Origin of the sequence: Methylophilus sp. QUAN, from assembly GCF_015354445.1 — a bacterium.
Classification (GTDB): domain Bacteria; phylum Pseudomonadota; class Gammaproteobacteria; order Burkholderiales; family Methylophilaceae; genus Methylophilus.
On sequence record NZ_JADKYT010000001.1, the window covers coordinates 443,511 to 462,854 of the forward strand.

A 19,344-nucleotide genomic window follows, 5' to 3' on the forward strand; every position below is an offset into this window, starting at 1 on the left:
CATAGTCGTCAATTCGATTGATACAGCTATAAATTGTTGTCTGTTTGCTTAATGTGATGAGTCTGCTGTGCGGTATAAACACAGTTGGATGAGATTGGCCGTGATCAGCCAATCCAATGTTTTTTCACGTTGTTCGGATACTCATGAAGCGCGGATTGATTCTTACATTATGCAAATGGCTGTTGGCATGCGTGTGCCTGGCGATTGCGACTGTGGCCGCTGCGTCCGAGCATATCAAGTTACAACTCAAGTGGCATCACCAGTTTCAGTTCGCCGGTTATTATGCGGCCCAGCAACAGGGCTATTACCGTGATGAAGGGCTGGACGTCGAGATCATCGAAGGCAGCAAGGATAGGCCGCCTTTACAGCAGGTGTTGTCAGGCCAGGCAGACTACTCGATTGGGGATTCAGAGATCCTGGTCTCCCGCGTTGCTGGTAAACCTGTGGTCGCGCTGGCCGCCGTTTTTCAGCACTCTCCTTATGTCATGCTCAGTTTGAATGAAAGTGGCATATACCAGCCTGAAGATCTGATCGGCAAACGCATCATGATGTCTGGCGATCAAGGCGGCCTGCAGTTTAAAGCCATGTTGCTCAAACGCAATATAGATATCAGGCAGATGACCATTTTGCCGCATAGCTGGCGTTTGCAGGACTTGATTGATGGCAAGGTGGATGCGATCTCGGCCTACGCCATGGATGAACCTGTGCAATTACAGCAAATGGGATACTCGCCTGCCATCATTAGTAACCAGGGCTATGGCGTGGATTTTTATGGTGATATTTTATTCACGACCGAGCGAGAATTGGCCATGCACCCGGAGCGCGTGGAAGCTTTTCTGCGAGCGACTAAAAAAGGGTGGGCATACGCATTCAATCATAAAGAGACGCTGGTCGAGCAGATTGCCGCTATGCCTGGGGTATCCAAACGTGGGATCACCAAGCAAACGCTGATGCAGGAAGCCCGTTTGATGGTGCCCTATGTGTTGTCAGAAGTGGTCCCCTGGGGGCATATGAATGAAGACCGTTGGGATAGTATTGCCAGCACGTTTGCTGAGCTCGGGCTGATTCCGGCGCAATACAGCCTGAAAGGGTTTGTGTATCAGGGCGATGTGCTGGTGAAACGGCCCTATATGCTGTGGTTCACGCGAGGTGTGGCTATTCTGTTGCTGGTATTAGGGGTGACTTTTCTGTGGAACTTGCAGATCAGGCGGCAAGTGGTCCATCGCACCCAGGCATTACAAAACGAAATTGACCGTCGTACACAAGCGGAGTACTTGCTCAAGGTGGCAGGCAGCGTGGCGAAAATCGGCGGTTGGGTGATAGATCTTAAAACCAACCTTATACATTGGTCAGACGAAGTGGCCATTTTGCATGATATGCCGCCGGGTTACTCGCCGACGGTAGAAGAAGGCTTAAGTATGTTTGTGCCTGAGTATCAGGCATTGATGTGTAGCGCGATTCGACAATGTATTGATGAAGGCATGCCTTATGACCTGGAGATGGAAAAGATCACGGCCAATGGTCGCCGTTTCTGGGTGCGCGCCATGGGGCGGCCAGTGCGCGATAGCGAAGGCAATATCGTTAAACTGCAAGGATCATTGCAGGATATTACCGCACACAAACAGCTCGCGGCGATCAAACAGGGGCAAGATAGAATTCAGGCCATGATGTTGGCCGATGTAGCGTTGCCAGACATTTTGCACGCTGCCGTGTTACTTATCGAACAGCATTTCCCGGATGTCAGTTGTGCCATGTTGCTGCTGGATAAAGAAGGTCAGCATTTGCGCCGTGCCGCTTCTGCCAAGTTACCTGCGGCCTATGCAAAAGCCATTGATGGCCTCGAGTTGGGCACTTGTGGCATTGCCGCGCTGACAGAAGGCCGCGTGATTGCTGAAGATATCAGTACGCATCCCTTATGGCAGACATGCAGTGAGCTGGCCATCACCCATGGATTGCGCGCCTGCTGGACCATGCCGATTTTATCGCGCAGCCGTCGTGTACTGGGGGTGCTGGCCATGTATCGCCAGCAACGGCATAGCCCGCACGTGGCAGAACTGGATTTTATCGACAGCTACGCCCAGATCCTCGGGCTGGCGATTGAGCGTGAACAGTCAGATGAGCAACTGCATTTGTTGCGAAATGGGGTGTCCAGGCTCAATGATATTGTGATGATTACCGAATCGCCGCTGCACGCGCCCATGCAGCAAAAGATCGTGTTTCTGAACGACGCATTTACCCGTATTACTGGCCGATCAGTCGACTTACTAGGGGGTATTTCCCCATTTGAGTTATTTCAGGAGGCGACACCAGGGCGTGAACTGGAGCGCATCAAAGAAGCCTTCCAGCACATGCGCCCAGTCAAAACCGAGGTGGTGACTGTGAATGAGGACGGCGTAGGCATTTCACTTGAAATGGATGCACTGCCGTTGCTGGATAAAGGGGGCTTGGTCACCCATTGGGTGGCGGTGCTCAGGGATATTACCGAACGCAAACAGGCTGATGCGCAAATTCGCCAACTGGCTTATTACGACACCATGACCGGCTTGCCTAACCGCATGTTGTTGCAGGAAAAGCTGGCATCCCATGTGCGCAAAGCCATGCGCAAGGAAACGGGCGGCGCCTTGCTGTTTATTGATATCGATAACTTTAAAACACTCAATGATACGCATGGTCACGATGTGGGAGATGCCTTGCTGGTTGAAGTGGCCAAGCGCATCAAACAGTCAGTGCGACGCTTTGATACTGTCAGCCGCCTGGGCGGCGATGAGTTTGTCGTCGTGCTCGACAGCTTGCATCATGATGCCGCACAGGCCGAAAAGCAGGCCAGACGCGTGTGCGAAAAGATTCTGGCTGCGTTTAAAAAGCCATTTAACCTCAAGCATTACCAACACTACACCACGCCCAGTATCGGCGTTGTGCTGTTTGATCCGGAACACATGAGCCAGGCAGACGAGCTGCTGCGCCGTGCCGACATGGCGATGTATAAAGCCAAAGAAGCCGGACGCAATGGTTATCAGTTCTTTGATACGCAAATGGAAACCGAGCTGCGCCAACGCGCGGCGCTGGAAGCTGATTTGCACATTGCGCTTGAAAAACAGGAGTTCATCCTGCATTTTCAGCCGCAATACGACCAGCAACACCATATCGTGGGTGCTGAAGCACTTGTGCGCTGGCAGCATCCTGACCATGGCGTGATTATGCCGGGGCAATTTATCAGCCTGGCAGAAAATACCGGCCAGATTGTGGCGTTGGGCCGCTGGGTATTGCAAGAAGCATGCGGCATGTTGCAGCGTTGGGCGGATCACCCGGCGCTACGTCACCTGGTGCTGTCGGTCAACGTTAGTCCCAAGCAATACTTGCAGCCAGAGTTTGTGGCAGAAGTGCAGCAAATGCTTGCCGAAACAGGTGTAGACCCAGGCAATCTCAAGCTGGAGCTGACAGAAAGCATGCTGGTCGATAATGTGGAGGACATCATTGCCAAGATGGCTGCCCTCAAGCAAACCGGTGTCTGCTTCTCGCTGGACGATTTTGGCACTGGGTATTCTTCGTTGTCTTACCTGAAACGCTTGCCGTTTGACCAGTTGAAAATCGACCAGTCTTTTGTGCGCGATATGCTCAACGGCCACGACCATGAAAGCATCGTTAATGCGATCATTTCGCTAGCGCAAAGCCTCAAATTGGAGATACTGGCCGAAGGCGTCGAAACTGAAGCGCAGCTCAATGTTCTGCAGGACCTAGGTTGCGAAATTTTCCAAGGCTATTACTTTACGAGGCCTTTGCCCTTAGAGATGTTTGAAGCCTGGGTTGCACAGTCGCAACAGCCTGCCAGGAGCAACGCTGCCTTACAGGCCATATAAGAGCCATGTCTGTGCAGCGTGGAGGTGATTCAGCTCGGTTGGTATAACACAAACACACCTTGAAAAGTGGACGTTACTCTGGCTTCGCACAGAATGTGCGCATTCACGACCAGCTTGGCCCGCCCACGCTGGCGGTAACTGTCCAGGAATAATGGCCAGTCCTCCACCGATTGCAAGGTCGCCACACACTCAAAATCGCTATGCACTGGTAGCAAGAACTTGATTTCCTGCTGCTTGATCACCAGGCTGCCCTTCAGTCCGGCTTGCTGTATTTTGTGTTGCAGCAATGACCAGGCGGTCGTAATCGAAATGGCGGCAATGCTGCCACCAAATACAATATCCAGATGATTTTTATTAAGTGCATAAGAGCCACGCACGTGCAGTTCGGTGTCTGCAATCTGCGTGATCTGGATACCCAGATTCCTGGTTTGCGGGATCAGTTCAAACAGCTTTTGTTCAAAGGTGGTTTCAAGAGTGGTCATTGCTTGTCCTTATGGCGGCGGCTTAAAAGTAAAAAGCCTCAAGCAAGGCTTGAGGCTTTTAGAGGCTAGCCATTGTTGATTGCTCAACAATCGTCGACATTAAGCCGCGAAATTCTTCGCCGCGAATTCCCAGTTCACCAGGTGATTCAGGAATGTTTCGACAAATTTTGGACGCGCATTGCGGTGGTCGATGTAGTAAGCGTGTTCCCATACGTCGATAGTCAGCAAGGCAGTGTCGCCAGTCGTCAGCGGGGTGCCTGCGGCGCCCATGTTGACGATATCAACAGAGCCGTCCGCTTTTTTCACCAGCCATGTCCAGCCTGAACCGAAGTTACCCACGGCTGAAGCCTGAAAAGCCTTTTTGAACTCTTCGTATGAACCCCATTTGGCGTTAATGGCTGCTGCCAATGCACCGCTTGGCTCGCCGCCACCGTTTGGAGACAGGCAGTTCCAGAAGAACGTGTGGTTCCAAACCTGGGCTGAGTTATTGTAGATGCCAGCAGAAGATTTTTTGATGATGTCTTCCAGCGCCGCATTTTCAAACTCGGTCCCTTTGATCAGGTTGTTGAGGTTGGTCACATACGCTTGGTGATGCTTGCTGTAGTGGTAGTCAAATGTTTCTTCTGACATGTGTGGGGCCAATGCATTTTTTGCAAATGGCAAAGCTGGTAAGGCGTGTTCCATGGAGTTTCCTTTTTTGGTTTGTTGAAATGGTTGCCTGCTTTTGTAAGCTAAGACGTTGCGACATTAGAGTCACGAGACTGGCAAAGGTTTACCAATTTAGTAGGGTTATTTTGCCATATTTTGCGGTCTAGCAAAACCTTGACTGCGCCATCATTGTGCAGAAGGGGGTTATTTCTTGCGTGCACGCGGATGGGCAGCGTCGTAAATTTTACTCAAATGTTGAAAGTCTAGATGGGTGTAAACCTGGGTGGTGCTGATATTGGCATGTCCCAGCATTTCTTGCACGGCACGTAAATCACCGCTACTTTGCAAGACATGACTGGCAAAGCTGTGGCGCAACATGTGCGGGTGCACATGATTATGCAGCCCTTGTTTTGTGACCCAATGGTTGATACGGGTTTGCACGGTGCGGGCATGGATGCGGCGGCCTTGCTGGCTAACAAAGACGGCCACTTCTGCTGGACGTTTAGTGAGCCACAGCGGCCTTATGGCCAGCCAGTCTTTGAGCGCAGAGATGGCTTTGCTGCCCAAGGGCACCATGCGGGTTTTGTTGCCTTTACCAATCACTGTGATCAGGCCTTCTTGCAGGTCCAGTCTGTCCAGATTCAGGCCAACCAGCTCGCTCAGGCGCAGGCCTGAGGAGTAAAACAGCTCCAGCATGGCACGGTCGCGTTGCGTAATCGCTGCATCCCCTTCAATCTCGACCAGTTTGATCGTTTGTTCAATCGACAGTGCGTGTGGCAAAGATTTTGGTGCTTTAGGTGCGCGCAAACCAATCACGGGATTGGCCGGAAAATTTTTATGTAACACCAGGTAGCGGTAAAAACCACGCCAACTGGACAAAATACGTGCGATGCTGCGGCCATGCATGCCCTGGCTGTTGAGACTGGCTATTTGGCGACGAATGTCTTGCGGGGTGAGTGACTGCAGTTTGTCTGCATGTTGTTGTAACAAGCGCTCAATATCGCGCTGGTAGTTATTGCGCGTGTGCTCGCTGAGCCCGCGTTCAAAGTGCAGGAAGTCGAGGTAGTCATCCAGCAGTTCATGCATGATGACCGCCTCTAAGAATAGGCCCTACGCTGACAATTGCCGCAAGAATATCCCTCTTGGCGGAAACCTCAGCGGGGGCTTTCATATGATGTATCTGGCCAGAGACGCGCTGACCAACTCTCCGATACGGTTGAGGAACAGGGTGCCCATGCCCGCGTAGAAGCGGCTACGTTGTTCACTGGGGATCGCCATCAGGCCAAAAGTGACCTCCTGGTAGCGCATAGGGATCACTGCCAGTGACGCAGGGGTATCCGTAAACCAGCCGGCGATATCCATGGTGGGCAAGGTGCCGCAATAAGGCTGGCTCAGGTCCTTGGCCCAGTTTTTGAGTGAGTCTTCTGCGTCTATGAACAGGTGGTCAGCGGCATGACTGTCGTTGACCCAGAGCTTGAGTTGCGCATTAGGCAGCTGGAAGTGTGTCGCCAGAAACTCCACCAGGTGGGTATGAAGTGCGGCGACATCCTTGGCAAATAACAGCCCAAGTGTCAGCTCGTGCACCTTGTTTGCCGTGGCTTCGTTTTCTTCGGCGGTTAAAATCAGCTCGGTAAAGCGTGATTCGAGTACGCGTATTTTGTCGCGCTGGGCAATCTGCTGGCGTTCTGCCAGTGAGATGGTGCCTTTGCCATGTGGGCTGGGTAAGAAGAGCTCTGCCAGCAAGTGTGCATGACTTTCGAAGAAGTCCGGATGCGCCTTGAGGTAGTGCTTGATATCGCTTTCGTTAATGCTGTCTTCCATGATACTGCTGTTCTTGTCTCTCTAAATCTCTATTTCGCCGTCAAAGACAATCTCTGCCGGTCCTGTCATCATGACCGGTGCGTGATCGCCCGCCCATTGAATGGTTAAAATGCCGCCACGGGTGTGCACTTTGACCGGGCTTTGCAATGCGCCCAGTTGTATGCCACTGACTGCCGCGGCACATGCCCCTGTGCCACAGGCCAAGGTTTCACCACTGCCACGTTCATACACGCGCAGGTTGATTTCATGCTCGTTAAGTACCTGCATAAAACCCGCATTCACCCGTTGCGGGAAGCGTGGGTGAGATTCGATTTGTGGCCCCAGGCTAGCGACTTCGGCCGTGTGTACGTTGTCTACCAGCATGACGGCATGCGGGTTACCCATGGATACCGCACTCACGGTCACGGTTTCGTGGTTGAGCGGGAGTTCGTAAGAGGTGGCTTGTGCCTCGGCCTCAAATGGAATCTGCTTGGGGACAAAGCGCGGTGCGCCCATGTTGACCGTCACTTGCCCATCATCCTGCAGCATTAGCGTAATGACGCCGCTGGCAGTTTCAACTTTAATCTCATGTTTCTGTGTCAGGCCTTTTTCAACCACAAAGCGCACAAAGCAACGCGCGCCGTTGCCGCATTGCTCGACCTCACCACCGTCGGCATTAAAAATGCGGTAGCGAAAATCCACGCCAGCGGTTTCCGTTGATTCGACCATCAGCAACTGGTCGCAACCGACGCCGAAAAAACGGTTGGCAATGTGCTGAATTTGGCTATGAGAAAGCTGTACAGGCGTTTTGGTGGCATCAATCACGACAAAGTCATTGCCCGCGCCCTGCATTTTGGTAAATCGTAATTTCATAGCTCAAGATGATACTCCATCGTGCCGTTGAAGGCATCCATAGAACGAAGATTTATTCCTTGGTATAAATAATCTCAGGTAGAATCTTTGTTCCCAATTTTGGGTGCTGGCTTCAGCCTTTAGTCAGTACCATTTATTAACTTTATTACTTTTCAAGGCGTCAAACATGAGTGAATATCTTTTTACTTCGGAATCCGTGTCCGAAGGCCATCCCGACAAATTAGCTGACCAGGTATCTGATAGCATTCTGGATGCGATTTTAGCCCAAGACCCAACTGCGCGTGTCGCCGCAGAAACCCTGGCCAATACCGGCCTGGTTGTACTGGCCGGTGAAATTACGACCACTGCCAATGTCGACTACATCAAGGTCGCACGTGATGCGATCAAACGCATCGGCTATGACAATACCGAATACGGCATTGACTACAAGGGTTGTGCCGTCTTGGTCGCTTACGATAAACAATCGCCAGACATTGCCCAGGGTGTGGATAACGCCAACGATGATCCGCTGGATCAGGGCGCGGGTGACCAGGGTATCATGTTTGGTTATGCAGTGAATGAAACCCCACAACTGATGCCATTGCCGATCTGGCTCAGCCACCGTGTGATGGAGCGCCAGTCCCAGTTGCGTAAAGATGGCCGTCTGCCATGGTTGCGCCCGGATGCTAAATCACAAGTGACCATTCAGTATGTGGACGGCAAACCATTCAAGATTGATACCGTACTGGTGTCCACACAGCATGCGCCAGACATGAGCCTGGACGCGATTCGTGAAGCAGTGATCGAAGAAATCATCAAGCCAACCTTGCCTGCCGAGTTGATTAAGGGCGAGATTAAATATCTGGTGAACCCGACCGGCCGCTTTGTCATCGGTGGTCCGCAAGGCGATTGTGGTCTGACTGGCCGCAAGATTATTGTGGATACCTATGGTGGCGCCGCGCCACACGGTGGTGGTGCATTCTCGGGTAAAGATCCTTCCAAAGTTGACCGTTCCGCTGCCTATGCAGGCCGTTATGTGGCGAAAAATATTGTTGCGGCCGGTTTGGCTGACAAGTGTCTGGTGCAGGTCAGCTACGCGATTGGTGTGGCACAGCCAACGTCTATCATGGTTGAAACCTATGGCACAGGCAAGATTTCGGATGAGCGCCTGACGCAACTGGTACGCGAGCATTTTGATCTGCGCCCAAAAGGCATCGTGAAGATGCTGGACCTGTTGCGTCCTATCTATAGCAAAACAGCGGCTTATGGCCACTTTGGCCGTGATGAGCCAGAGTTTAGCTGGGAGGCGACAGATAAAGCAGCCGCGTTGCGCGCCGCCGCAGGCTTGTAAAGCTGGCTGACATGCATGCTAAAACATGCATGTAAATGTAATTTTAAAGAGGGCTTTTAGCCCTCTTTTTTTTTAATTTTTTTCCGATATTCAGTTATAAGATGTAAGCATTATGTGGGGCTGTCAGGGCGATATGTTAAAAACTATAACAGTCAAAGAGGTGCGGATGGGGATGTACATTCATGAGCTGAAAGGCCCGTGGATGGACCATCCATTTTGGCGTACCAAATTTGTGCTGAATGATCCTGTTGATCTGCAAAAGTTAAGAGCAAGCCATTTGCAGCAGGTGGTGATTGATATCAGTCAGGGATTGGATGTGCTGCCCGAGCCGGATGTTGTTGATCGCCAGCTCACGGATAAAGAAATGGCGATGCTGGAACTGGATGGGCCCGTTGTGGAAGAGAGTGCCAGCGCCGAAAAGTTGAAATCGACCACACTGGAAGCTGAACGTGAGCAGGCCGCCAAGATTATTGCTTCTTCGCGCCGCGCGATTGAGTCCATGTTTAAAGATTTACGCATGGGCAAGGCGATTGAAGCTGAGGCAGTGATGCCGCTCGTGGAAGAAATATCGGCTTCGGTTACGCGCAATGTGCATGCGCTGATTAGTCTGGTGCGTTTGAAAACAGTCGATGATTACACCTATATGCACTCGGTGGCTGTCTGTGCCCTGATGACTGCGCTTGCTAAAGAGCTTAAATTATCTGAAACGGAAGTAAAACAGGCCGGGTTGGCAGGTTTGATGCATGATATGGGCAAGGCGGGGATCCCGTTACAGATACTGAATAAACCTGGTTCACTGACCGATAACGAGTTTGATGTGATCCGCCAGCACCCTCAGTTGGGCCATGACATGCTGATCAAGGCCAATATATCTGACTCAGTGACCTTGGACGTGTGTTTGCATCACCATGAAAAAGTGGATGGGTCTGGTTATCCTGAACATTTAAGTGGCGAGCAAATGACCGTTTTTGCCAAGATGGGGGCGATCTGTGATGTTTATGACGCTGTGACTTCGACCCGCGCGTATAAACCGGCCTGGGAGCCTGGCATGGCTCTTAAACGCATGGCAAGCTGGAGTGGTCACTTTGACACTGAAGTGTTTAAGGCTTTTGTCAAAAGCCTGGGGATTTATCCGATCGGGACGGTAGTGATGCTCAAATCTGGTCGCCTGGCAGTGGTGGTCAAGCAAACGCCTGATAGTTTGCTCAAGCCAGTGGTCAAAGCATTCTTCTCAACAAAGTCGAAAATACATATCCCGGTGGAAGAGCTGGACTTATCAAAAGGCATGGATGAAATTATTGGTAATGATTCTGCCGCTACCTGGGGCGTGGGTAATATTGATCATCTGTGGTCCAATCATTGAGAGCCAGTCCATGATTTAGGGCGTAAAAAAAAGGAGCTGGTGGCTCCTTTTTTAGTCTGTGTCATTTACTCTTCTGCTGACTTTTTAGTCCGCTTGCTCGTTGCCGCCTTAGTCGTGCTTGCTTTCTTGGTGGTGGCCTTTTTCACGGTTGTTTTTGTGGTCGCCGCTTTAGGTGCGGCAGCTTTCTTCGCCGCGGTTTTTTTAGCTGCTGGCTTCTTGCTGCTGGTTTTGCCACCGTCTTTGGCTGCTTTTTCTGCCAGTAATTCCAGGGCTTGTTCTACGTTGAGTTCTTCTGGTGCCACGCTCTTAGGCAAGGTAGCACGGATGCCGTTATGTTGCACATAAGGGCCAAAGCGGCCAGAAAATACTTCAATACGACCTTCGCCCGATGGATGTTCGCCCAAGTCGGCCAACGGGGTCGGCCCATTGGCAGCAGCCAGTAGTTTCACGGCACCTTCAAGGTCTATGCTAAATACACTCTCGGTTTTGGGGATGGACTTGAACTTGCCATCATGATTCACATAAGGACCAAAGCGACCAATGTTGGCGACAATTTTCTTGCCGGTTTCCGGGTGTTGGCCCAAGTCACGTGGCAAACTCAGCAGCATGTGCGCCGTGTCGATATTAATCTGGCTCAGCGGAATTTCTTTAGGGATGCTGACGCGTTTGGGTTTTTTCTTGTCGCCTTCGACTGGCTGCCCCACCTGTAAATAAGGACCATACGGGCCATTCATCAGGTAAATGTCTTTTTGTGTGTCGACGTCCTGCCCAATCACCACTGGCTCGCTGGCCATATTGGCTTCGCCATCCAGGTTGCGTTTGTAATCACATTTTGGCGTGGCGTTATAGCCAGTACAGCCAATAAAGCTGCCGTAGCGACTGAGTTGTTTTTGCAACTGGCGGCCGCATTTCGGGCACATTTCATCAATGAGCTCGTTGCCTGGGCGTTCTACGTCGGCCTTCACCTGAATCTGCTGGTTAAAGCCCTGCCAGAACTTGTCCATGACCGGCACCCAGTCCAGATTGCCTTCGGCAATCTCGTCCAGCTCGTTTTCCAGCTTGGCAGTAAAGTCATAATCTACGTACTGCGTGAAGTGCTCGGTGAGGAATTTATTGACCACGCGGCCGACATCAGTGGGCGTAAAGCGCTTTTTATCCAGCACTACATATTCGCGGTCTTGCAGCGTTGAGATAATGCTGGCGTAAGTCGAAGGGCGGCCAATGCCGTATTCTTCGAGTGCTTTGACCAGGCTGGCTTCTGAATAACGCGGTGGCGGCTCGGTAAAATGTTGTTCGCCGAAAATTCTCTCAACCGTCAACACCTCGCCGGTTTCCAGATGCGGCAACTTGGCTTCGGCGTCTTCGTCCTCTTTGTCGTCGTCCTTGCCTTCCATGTAGACGGCAATAAAACCAGGGAATACCAGGGTTTGACCGGTGGCACGGAAGAGGTTGGCATCTGTGCCGACCGCTAAATCCACACTGACAGCATCATATTTGGCCTGTGTCATTTGGCAGGCCAGGGTGCGCTTCCAGATCATTTCATACAGTTTGAACTGCTCGTCGTTCAGGTACTGGCGCACGCTGGCAGGGGTACGTGTAATATCGGTCGGGCGAATCGCCTCGTGCGCCTCTTGCGCATTTTTGGCTTTGGTTTTGTACATGATGGGCGACTTGGGCAGGTAGTCTGCATCAAAGTGCTTTTTCACGTAATCGCGGATCTGCATCACGGCCTCAGCCGCCAGGCTGAACGAGTCGGTACGCATATAGGTAATCAAACCGACCGTGCCGCTGCCGACGTCCATGCCTTCGTATAATTGCTGCGCTACGCGCATGGCGCGGCTGGTGGTAAAGCCTAGTTTTCGCACGGCTTCCTGTTGTAGCGTAGAGGTAGTGAATGGCGCTGCCGGGCTGCGGCTACGTTGTTTTTTCTCAACGCGGGTCACCGTCGTTTTGCCTGCGGAGGCAAGCAATAACTTGCCGACAATGTCGGCTTGCTGGTCATGGTTGGTGACCGTGAACTGTTCTACTTTCTGGCCGTTGAGCTGCACCAGTCTGGCATCAAAACCATGGGCATGCTTGAGCGCACCCATGTGGATGCTCCAGTATTCCTGGCTGGTAAAGGCTTCAATTTCCAGCTCGCGCTCTACAATCAGGCGCAGCGCCGGGCTTTGTACGCGGCCTGCTGACAAGCCGCGACGGATTTTTTTCCACAACAGGGGTGACAGATTAAAGCCGACCAGGTAGTCGAGTGCACGGCGGGCTTGCTGTGCATTGACCAGGTCCATGGAAATATCACGTGGGTGGTCAATCGCGTGTTTTACCGCGGTTTGTGTAATCTCGTTGAACTCTACGCGTTTAATCAGCTTGTTTTTGACCAGTTTTTTTTCTGCCAGGATCTCGGCAATATGCCACGAGATAGCCTCGCCTTCGCGGTCCGGGTCGGTTGCCAGGTAAATGCTGTCAGCACTCTTCACGGCTTTGGCAATGGCATCTACATGCTTGCTGTTGCGGTCTATGATGTCGTACTTCATGGCGAACTGCTGCGTCGGGTCGACGGCGCCATTTTTAGGGATCAGGTCGCGCACATGCCCGTAAGAAGCCAGGACCTCAAAATCACCACCCAAATATTTTTTGAGGGTTTTGGCCTTGGAGGGTGATTCAACGATCAGCAGTTTTGACATTGAGCGGTCTGTGTAAGAGTTGGCTAGATAATAGCAAGCGTTTTAACAACTAGACAATATATCGGTGCGGAAAGTCATGAATTAAAGCCTTTCCGCCCCAAAACGTTGTGTTATTCCTCAGTGCTGACTGCAACCGGGAACGGTTTGCGCGCAAATTCAATGCGTTTGTCATCTTGAGAGGCAATCGATAATGCCATGTCGTTGCCAGCAGAAAACTTTTCGTGGTCAAACATCGGGTCTTCGTCTTCTTCCTTGGCCTGGCTCAGGTGCTTGAAGTCATACAGGTCAAAGTCAGCCAGGTGTGAAGGTTCTACATTGCCAATGGCACGGAAAATATTATTGATACGCCCCGGTTGCTCGCGCTCCCAGTTGTTGAGCATATCCTTGATTTTCTGGCGTTGCAGGTTTTCCTGGCTACCGCACAAATCACACGGAATAATTGGGAACTGCATGCCGCGCGCATAGGCCGCAATGTCTTTTTCAGCACAATAGGCCAGTGGGCGAATGACCATGAATTCACCACGGTTGGTGGCCAGTTTTGGCGGCATGGCCTTCATCTTGGCGCCGTAAAACATATTGAGGAACAAGGTTTGCACGATGTCGTCGCGGTGGTGACCCAAGGCAATCTTATTAGCGCCAAGTTGCTGCGCAGTGGTGTAGATGATGCCACGGCGCAGGCGTGAGCACAGGCTGCAGGTGGTTTTACCTTCGGGGATTTTTTCTTTAACGATGGAGTACGTGTCCGCTTCTACAATACGGTATTCCACGCCCAGTTTTTCCAGGTAGGCAGGCAAAATATCTGCCGGAAAACCTGGTTGTTTCTGGTCCAGGTTCATCGCAATCAATTTGAAGTTGATAGGCGCGCGTTCTTGCAAGGCCAGCAAAATCATCAACATGGCGTGGCTATCCTTGCCACCGCTCATGCACACGAGCACGGTGTCGCCGTCCTCAATCATGTTGTAATCGCCAATGGCTTTTCCAGTCGCGCTAATCAGTTGATTGCGCAGTTTGAGGAAGTTTTGGCTGACGTCGTCTGGATAATGTTTGGTCTTCATGGCGCGCATTATAGCGGAAAGCGATGTAAAGTCACGCTAAGTCTTTGATTATTCGAATTGATTTATTCGGCCAGTGCAACATCAGCATCACAGGCCGTATCCGCTGCAATCCAGCGTTTGAAGATGCGGCTGGCAATGTCGTTCATGCCCGCTGGCAACCACCTGAGAAAACGGGCAGGTTCACTGACCATGCCACATAAATAACGTTGGGCTGGATCACTCCAGATCAGCGCCCGGCATGGCGTCTGGTGTGGCCAGAGTAATGCCAGGCTAACCGGGCAAGGCTCGGCGGCACAACACACGCCACAACCGTTACATGTTTCACCCAATGCGGGCTTTGCTGGCGCTTGTGCGTGGATGGTGATGACTTGGGTATTTGTCCCCATGACGCTATAAACTTAAATTGCGTCCGCCATCTACCGCCAGTACATGGCCGGTAATAAACGGCGCATCATCAATCAGGAATTTGACCGCCTTGGCAATGTCGGATGGTTCGCCGGTGCGTTTGAGCAAGGTTTGATTGACCACTTGCTGGCGGTAATCTTCATCAAACTCCTGGTTGTCATCCGGCCATAGCACCGGGCCTGGGGCGACTGCATTCACCCTCACATCGGGCGCCAGTTCCTGTGCCAGCGATTTGGTCAGGCTGACCAGTCCCGCCTTGGCGGCACTGTACACAATGTAGTGTTTCTTGGGACGCTCAATATGCATATCAGTAATATTGACAATGCAGCCCTGGCTGGCGCGCAAGGCATCCGCAGCCGCCTGGCTTAGAAATAAGGGCGCTTTCAGGTTGCTGCCCATGAGCTCTTCCCATTGCGCTGCATCAATCTGGCCGAGCTGGGTAGGGTAATAGCTGGAAGCATTATTGACCAGTGCATCCAGCCGGCCGAAGTGCTGCAGTGCCGTGTCTACCAGTGGCGGTAATGCAGCCAGATCGAGCAGGTTAGCCTGCGCCACCACCACGCTGCCAGGGCGCACCTGGTTGAGTTCAGCTTGCAGCGCAAGCGCTTCTTTGGCGCTGGTGTGGTAATGCAGCAAGATATTCGCACCCTGGCGATGCAGCTCGCGGGTGATGGCGGCGCCAACACGTTTGGCACCACCGGTAATCAGCACAACTTTGGTAACGGAATGGAAATTCACGGTGGTCTCTTTATTCTGGACTGGTCACATTATAATGGCTGAATGACTGCTCAACCGAATTCTTCTCGCTTACCGGCATTGGATGCCGCGGCGCAACAGCACAGCGACACATTACTCGCACATATTCAACAGCAGGTGCAGCAACAGGGTGGCTGGATCTCGTTTGCCGACTACATGCAAATGGCGTTGTACACGCCCCACCTTGGCTATTACAGCGGCGAGGCCAATAAGTTCGGTCGTGGTGGCGATTTTGTCACTGCGCCCGAGATTTCACCTTTATTTTCACAAGCCTTGGCCAACCAAGTGGCGCAGGTGCTACAGACGACTGCGGGTCATGTGCTAGAGCTAGGGGCCGGTACGGGTAAATTAGCAGCAGGCTTATTGCTGCGGCTGGCAGAACTAGAGCAGATACCGCAGCACTATTATATTCTTGAGGTAAGTGCTAACTTGCGTCATCGGCAGCAAGAGTACTTGCAAGGTATATTGCCAGTAGCCTTATATTCTCGCCTACAGTGGCTGGATACGTTGCCAGAAACCTTGACGGGTGTTGTGGTCGGTAATGAAGTGCTGGATGCCATTCCGGTGCATGTCGTTGAATGGCGAGCAGGGCAGTGGCTGGAGCGTGGTATTGGGTTTGATCAGCAATTAGTGTGGCAAACACAACTACTGCAAGACCTGTCACTGGTGGCGGCAATTGATACACTTCCACTGCCAGATGGTTACGTCACTGAGGTGTGTCCTGCTGCACAAGGCCTAATCGCTAGTCTTGCCACGATGTTAACGCGCGGCTTGATATTGATGCCTGACTATGGTTTTGCTGCAAGTGAGTACTACCATCCGCAGCGCGCGCAGGGGACATTGATGTGTCATTACCAGCATTACGCACATGATGATCCATTAATCTATCCCGGCCTGCAGGATATCACTGCCCATGTTGATTTCACTGCGATGGCCGAAACCGCATTGGCTAATGGACTGGACTGTGCGGGGTATACCAACCAGGCGCAATTCTTAATCAATTGCGGTATTTTGCAATTGTTGCAACAGGTGCCGCCAGAAGAGAGTGCGCGCTATTTGCCTATGGTGGCGGCAGTGCAAAAATTGCTATCTCCGGCGGAGATGGGGGAGTTGTTTAAAGTCTTGGCACTGAGTAAGGGCCTGGCATTGCCGTTGATGGGGTTTTTGCAGGGGGATAAGCGGCATCAGTTGTAAGTGGTTACGTTTTTGGGTTTTGTTGGGAAGGTTATTCTTTGGTTTTTTGTTTTGGTGGCGGGATTGGGTAGGTTTCTTTTCGCCTTTTTGGCGAGTTACTTTTCTTTGCTTGCCCAAAGAACAAGTAACCAAAAGAAAGTGCACCCCAGCTTCCGCTTGTTTCCTGTGCTACTCGGTTTGCCGGGCGTCCATCGAAACTCGCCCTGGCAAGCCACACAAAACGTGGCTTGTTGCGGAGCTCAAACAGCCGATGGCCGAAATCTCCCGCCAACCCTGCGTTGCTCGGCGCGGCAGATGGGGACCCCGAACACCTGCGAGCGCCATCGTTTAGAAGGTTTAATAAAAGAATCTGGTTTTTGAACCGTCCGCATTTCTGCGATGTGAGTTTGGCGAGATAAATCCCATTCCATCACGCTGAGTAGCGGAGACAAAACAAGGGAGAAGGGAGCGACTGTTTGAGCACCGCGGCAGCTTGCGTAGTGTGCACGCTGCTAGGGCGAGTTTCGTGACCGCTTGTTTTGTCGAGCAACGCAAGGGAGCCGCAGGCCGTGATGGCTGGGTGTCTTCCTCTTTGGTTACTTTCTGGGGGACAAGCACCAGAAAGTGACTCGCCGAGAGGCGAAAAGGGTATTTCAAATTAATACGCTATGTACGGTAAATAAAAGCACTTAAAGTATAATGCGCCCCATGACAGAAATAGACCAAACCCCAGACTCTTCCGAAGCGCCTTACCAGCGCCGCATCCGCAGTTTTGTCTTACGCCAGGGGCGTTTGACTAAAGGCCAGGAGCGAGCCTTGCAAACAGCCTGGCCGACATTCGGCATTGAATATACCGATCAAGCACTGGATGTGAGTCAGGCGTTTGGCCGCACTGATAGCAAAAAAATTCTCGAAATCGGTTTTGGCATGGGCGATGCTACGGCAAAGATTGCACAAACCTTGCCCGACTGTGATTTCCTGGCAGTCGAGGTACATACGCCGGGCGTTGGTAGTTTGCTTAAATTGATGCAGGAAGGTGATATTCAGAATATCCGTATCATTCAGCATGACGCCGTCGAAGTGTTGCAGAATATGCTGGCGGACGCGTCACTCGATGGTGTGCATATTTTCTTCCCGGACCCTTGGCATAAGAAGCGTCACCACAAGCGTCGCCTGATTCAGGCTGAGTTTGTCCAGCTGCTTTGCGCTAAATTGAAGGCGGGCGCTTACATTCATGTAGCCACTGACTGGCAGGAGTATGCCGAGTGGGTGCTGGAAGTGTTGCAAGGTGAGTCACAATTGCAAAATACCGCGTCGGATTATGCTGAGAAACCGTCTTACCGGCCGTTAACCAAGTTTGAGAATCGTGGCTTGAAGCTTGGGCACGGGGTTTGGGATCTGGTGTTTAAACGCGTGTAATGCCTTGCATGCAAAATAAAAAAAAGCAGACTGATGTCTGCTTTTTTTATTCGCTGGTGGCTGGTTCGCCCTGTGTGTCGGGGTCGTTGCCGAAGAACCATTCTCCGAGGACTTTTTCTGCTTCGTCTACGCCTAGTTTTTTCAGGCTGGAGAACAATTGCACGGTAATTTTCTCGCCCCAGCCTGTGTGTAGTTCTTTGCGCACTTTGCCGAGCAGGATGGTGGATTCGCTGCGCGACAGTTTGTCGCTCTTGGTCAGTAATACGTGCACCGGTTTGCCTGACGGGCAAAACCAGTCCAGCATTTGTCTGTCCAGCGGGGTGAGCGGGTGGCGGCTATCCATCACCAGTACCAGTCCGGCCAGGCTTTGGCGCTCGCTAAGGTAGCGCGACAATACATTTTGCCAATGCATGCGCATGGCTTCAGGGACTTTGGCGTAGCCATAACCAGGTAAGTCGACCAGGTGTTTGTCGTCCCCCAGCGTGAAAAAGTTAATGAGCTGCGTACGGCCTGGCTGCTTGCTGACAAAGGCCAATCGGTTATGGTTGGCCAAAGTGTTTAAAGCACTGGATTTGCCCGCGTTGGAACGCCCGGCAAAAGCGACCTCGATGCCACTGGCGGGCGGAAGGTCACGGAGATGGTGTGCCGACAGGTGGAAGCGGGCATTTTGAAAAACTGGCATGATCGAATTGAGTTGCCTCAAGGTTTTATGGACTATTCAACTGCGCATGCTATCACGAACAGGGTTTGTTTGATAAAATGACGCCCAATAAAAATGTTGGGGCATTATTATCATGTTGAATAGTTTGAAAGCAGGCTTGTTTGTATTGCTGGCCATGGGCGTACAGCCTGTATTTGCTGAAGAAGCCGCCTCTGCCGAAGCAGCGCCAGCAGTGAATGGGCCAGAAAAGATTGTCCAGAACGTGTGTGCAGCCTGTCATGGTGCAGACGGTAACAGTGTGATTACGACCAACCCGAAACTGGCTGGTCAGCATCCTGAGTATTTGCTCAAGCAGTTGAGCAACTTTAAAGATGGCACACGTGCTAACCCAGTGATGGCTGGGATGGCTGGCGCGTTAAGCCAGGAAGACATGGAAGGCGTGGCAAAATACTTCTCCAGCCAGAGCATCAAGCTGGCCAAGGCTAAAAGCAATGGCAAGGGTTCTTTAGGTGAGAAGATTTATCGTGGCGGTATTGCAGCGACCCAAGTGCCAGCCTGTGCGGCTTGTCATGGTGCGACAGGTGCCGGTTTGCCTAAACAGTTCCCACGTTTGGCTGGTCAGCACACAGATTACACTGTGCAACAGTTGAGAACGTTCCGTACTGGTGAGCGCGCCAATGCACCGATGATGATGACCATCGCGGCAAAAATGAGCGATGCCGAGATGCAAGCGGTGGCAGATTACATTCAAGGTCTGCGCTAGTGTTTGCTGATTGAAAAAAGGTGGCTGCGGCCACCTTTTTTACTGTAGGGCTATTTTTACTGTAGGGCTATGCAACCT

16 protein-coding genes are annotated in these 19,344 nt (G+C 51.8%); 6 read left to right on the forward strand and 10 right to left on the reverse strand.

The annotated features are described in order from the left end of the window. The first annotated feature begins 143 nt into the window (after positions 1-143). Entirely contained in the window at positions 144-3,857 is a 3,714-nt protein-coding gene (locus INP79_RS02040) for an EAL domain-containing protein (RefSeq protein WP_194752742.1), read from the forward strand. Between the two features lie 29 nt (positions 3,858-3,886). On the opposite strand, the gene INP79_RS02045 is transcribed toward INP79_RS02040, so the two are convergent. The 5 genes from INP79_RS02045 to dapF all read right to left on the reverse strand — a co-directional run bounded on the left by INP79_RS02045 (position 3,887) and on the right by dapF (position 7,660). After that, positions 3,887-4,339, reverse strand: a complete 453-nt coding sequence (locus INP79_RS02045) for a YiiD C-terminal domain-containing protein (protein ID WP_194752743.1) — start codon at positions 4,337-4,339, stop codon at positions 3,887-3,889. A gap of 99 nt (positions 4,340-4,438) precedes the next feature. After that, positions 4,439-5,023: a superoxide dismutase gene (locus tag INP79_RS02050; protein WP_194752744.1), complete on the reverse strand. Its 585-nt coding sequence runs from the start codon at positions 5,021-5,023 to the stop codon at positions 4,439-4,441. Between the two features lie 168 nt (positions 5,024-5,191). Further along, complete coding sequence (gene xerC, locus INP79_RS02055) at positions 5,192-6,073, reverse strand: tyrosine recombinase XerC (RefSeq protein ID WP_194752745.1); 882 nt, start codon at positions 6,071-6,073, stop codon at positions 5,192-5,194. 81 nt (positions 6,074-6,154) lie between these two features. Next, the gene (locus tag INP79_RS02060) at positions 6,155-6,808 is read right to left on the reverse strand and encodes a DUF484 family protein (RefSeq protein ID WP_194752746.1); all 654 of its coding nucleotides are present in this window, start codon (positions 6,806-6,808) and stop codon (positions 6,155-6,157) included. Positions 6,809-6,829: 21 nt separating this feature from the next. Then, on the reverse strand, positions 6,830-7,660 hold the full coding sequence (gene dapF, locus INP79_RS02065) for a diaminopimelate epimerase (protein WP_194752747.1): 831 nt from the start codon (positions 7,658-7,660) through the stop codon (positions 6,830-6,832). Between the two features lie 166 nt (positions 7,661-7,826). On the opposite strand from dapF, the gene metK reads away from it, so the two are divergent. Then, complete coding sequence (gene metK, locus INP79_RS02070) at positions 7,827-8,990, forward strand: methionine adenosyltransferase (RefSeq protein ID WP_194752748.1); 1,164 nt, start codon at positions 7,827-7,829, stop codon at positions 8,988-8,990. Between the two features lie 133 nt (positions 8,991-9,123). Then, positions 9,124-10,353, forward strand: a complete 1,230-nt coding sequence (locus tag INP79_RS02075) for an HD-GYP domain-containing protein (protein WP_194752749.1) — start codon at positions 9,124-9,126, stop codon at positions 10,351-10,353. Between the two features lie 65 nt (positions 10,354-10,418). On the opposite strand, the gene topA is transcribed toward INP79_RS02075, so the two are convergent. From topA to INP79_RS02095, 4 genes are all read right to left on the reverse strand, one after another. Further along, complete coding sequence (gene topA / locus INP79_RS02080) at positions 10,419-13,034, reverse strand: type I DNA topoisomerase (RefSeq protein ID WP_194752750.1); 2,616 nt, start codon at positions 13,032-13,034, stop codon at positions 10,419-10,421. Positions 13,035-13,144: 110 nt separating this feature from the next. Beyond that, on the reverse strand, positions 13,145-14,089 hold the full coding sequence (gene ttcA / locus INP79_RS02085; protein WP_194752751.1) for a tRNA 2-thiocytidine(32) synthetase TtcA: 945 nt from the start codon (positions 14,087-14,089) through the stop codon (positions 13,145-13,147). 62 nt (positions 14,090-14,151) lie between these two features. Then, complete coding sequence (locus tag INP79_RS02090; RefSeq protein ID WP_194752752.1) at positions 14,152-14,475, reverse strand: hypothetical protein; 324 nt, start codon at positions 14,473-14,475, stop codon at positions 14,152-14,154. 4 nt (positions 14,476-14,479) lie between these two features. Further along, positions 14,480-15,232, reverse strand: a complete 753-nt coding sequence (locus tag INP79_RS02095) for a pteridine reductase (protein WP_370583209.1) — start codon at positions 15,230-15,232, stop codon at positions 14,480-14,482. A 42-nt stretch (positions 15,233-15,274) separates the two neighbouring features. Here INP79_RS02095 and INP79_RS02100 point away from each other — a divergent pair, with 42 nt between their 5' ends. Further along, entirely contained in the window at positions 15,275-16,444 is a 1,170-nt protein-coding gene (locus INP79_RS02100) for a class I SAM-dependent methyltransferase (protein WP_194752753.1), read from the forward strand. Positions 16,445-17,131: 687 nt separating this feature from the next. Beyond that, positions 17,132-17,842, forward strand: a complete 711-nt coding sequence (trmB, locus tag INP79_RS02105; RefSeq protein WP_194752754.1) for a tRNA (guanosine(46)-N7)-methyltransferase TrmB — start codon at positions 17,132-17,134, stop codon at positions 17,840-17,842. A 46-nt stretch (positions 17,843-17,888) separates the two neighbouring features. On the opposite strand, the gene yihA is transcribed toward trmB, so the two are convergent. Beyond that, complete coding sequence (gene yihA / locus INP79_RS02110; RefSeq protein WP_194752755.1) at positions 17,889-18,524, reverse strand: ribosome biogenesis GTP-binding protein YihA/YsxC; 636 nt, start codon at positions 18,522-18,524, stop codon at positions 17,889-17,891. Positions 18,525-18,636: 112 nt separating this feature from the next. Here yihA and INP79_RS02115 point away from each other — a divergent pair, with 112 nt between their 5' ends. After that, positions 18,637-19,266 (forward strand): cytochrome c, encoded by a 630-nt coding sequence (locus tag INP79_RS02115; RefSeq protein WP_194752756.1) that lies wholly within the window; start codon positions 18,637-18,639, stop codon positions 19,264-19,266. The last annotated feature ends 78 nt before the right edge of the window (positions 19,267-19,344 follow it).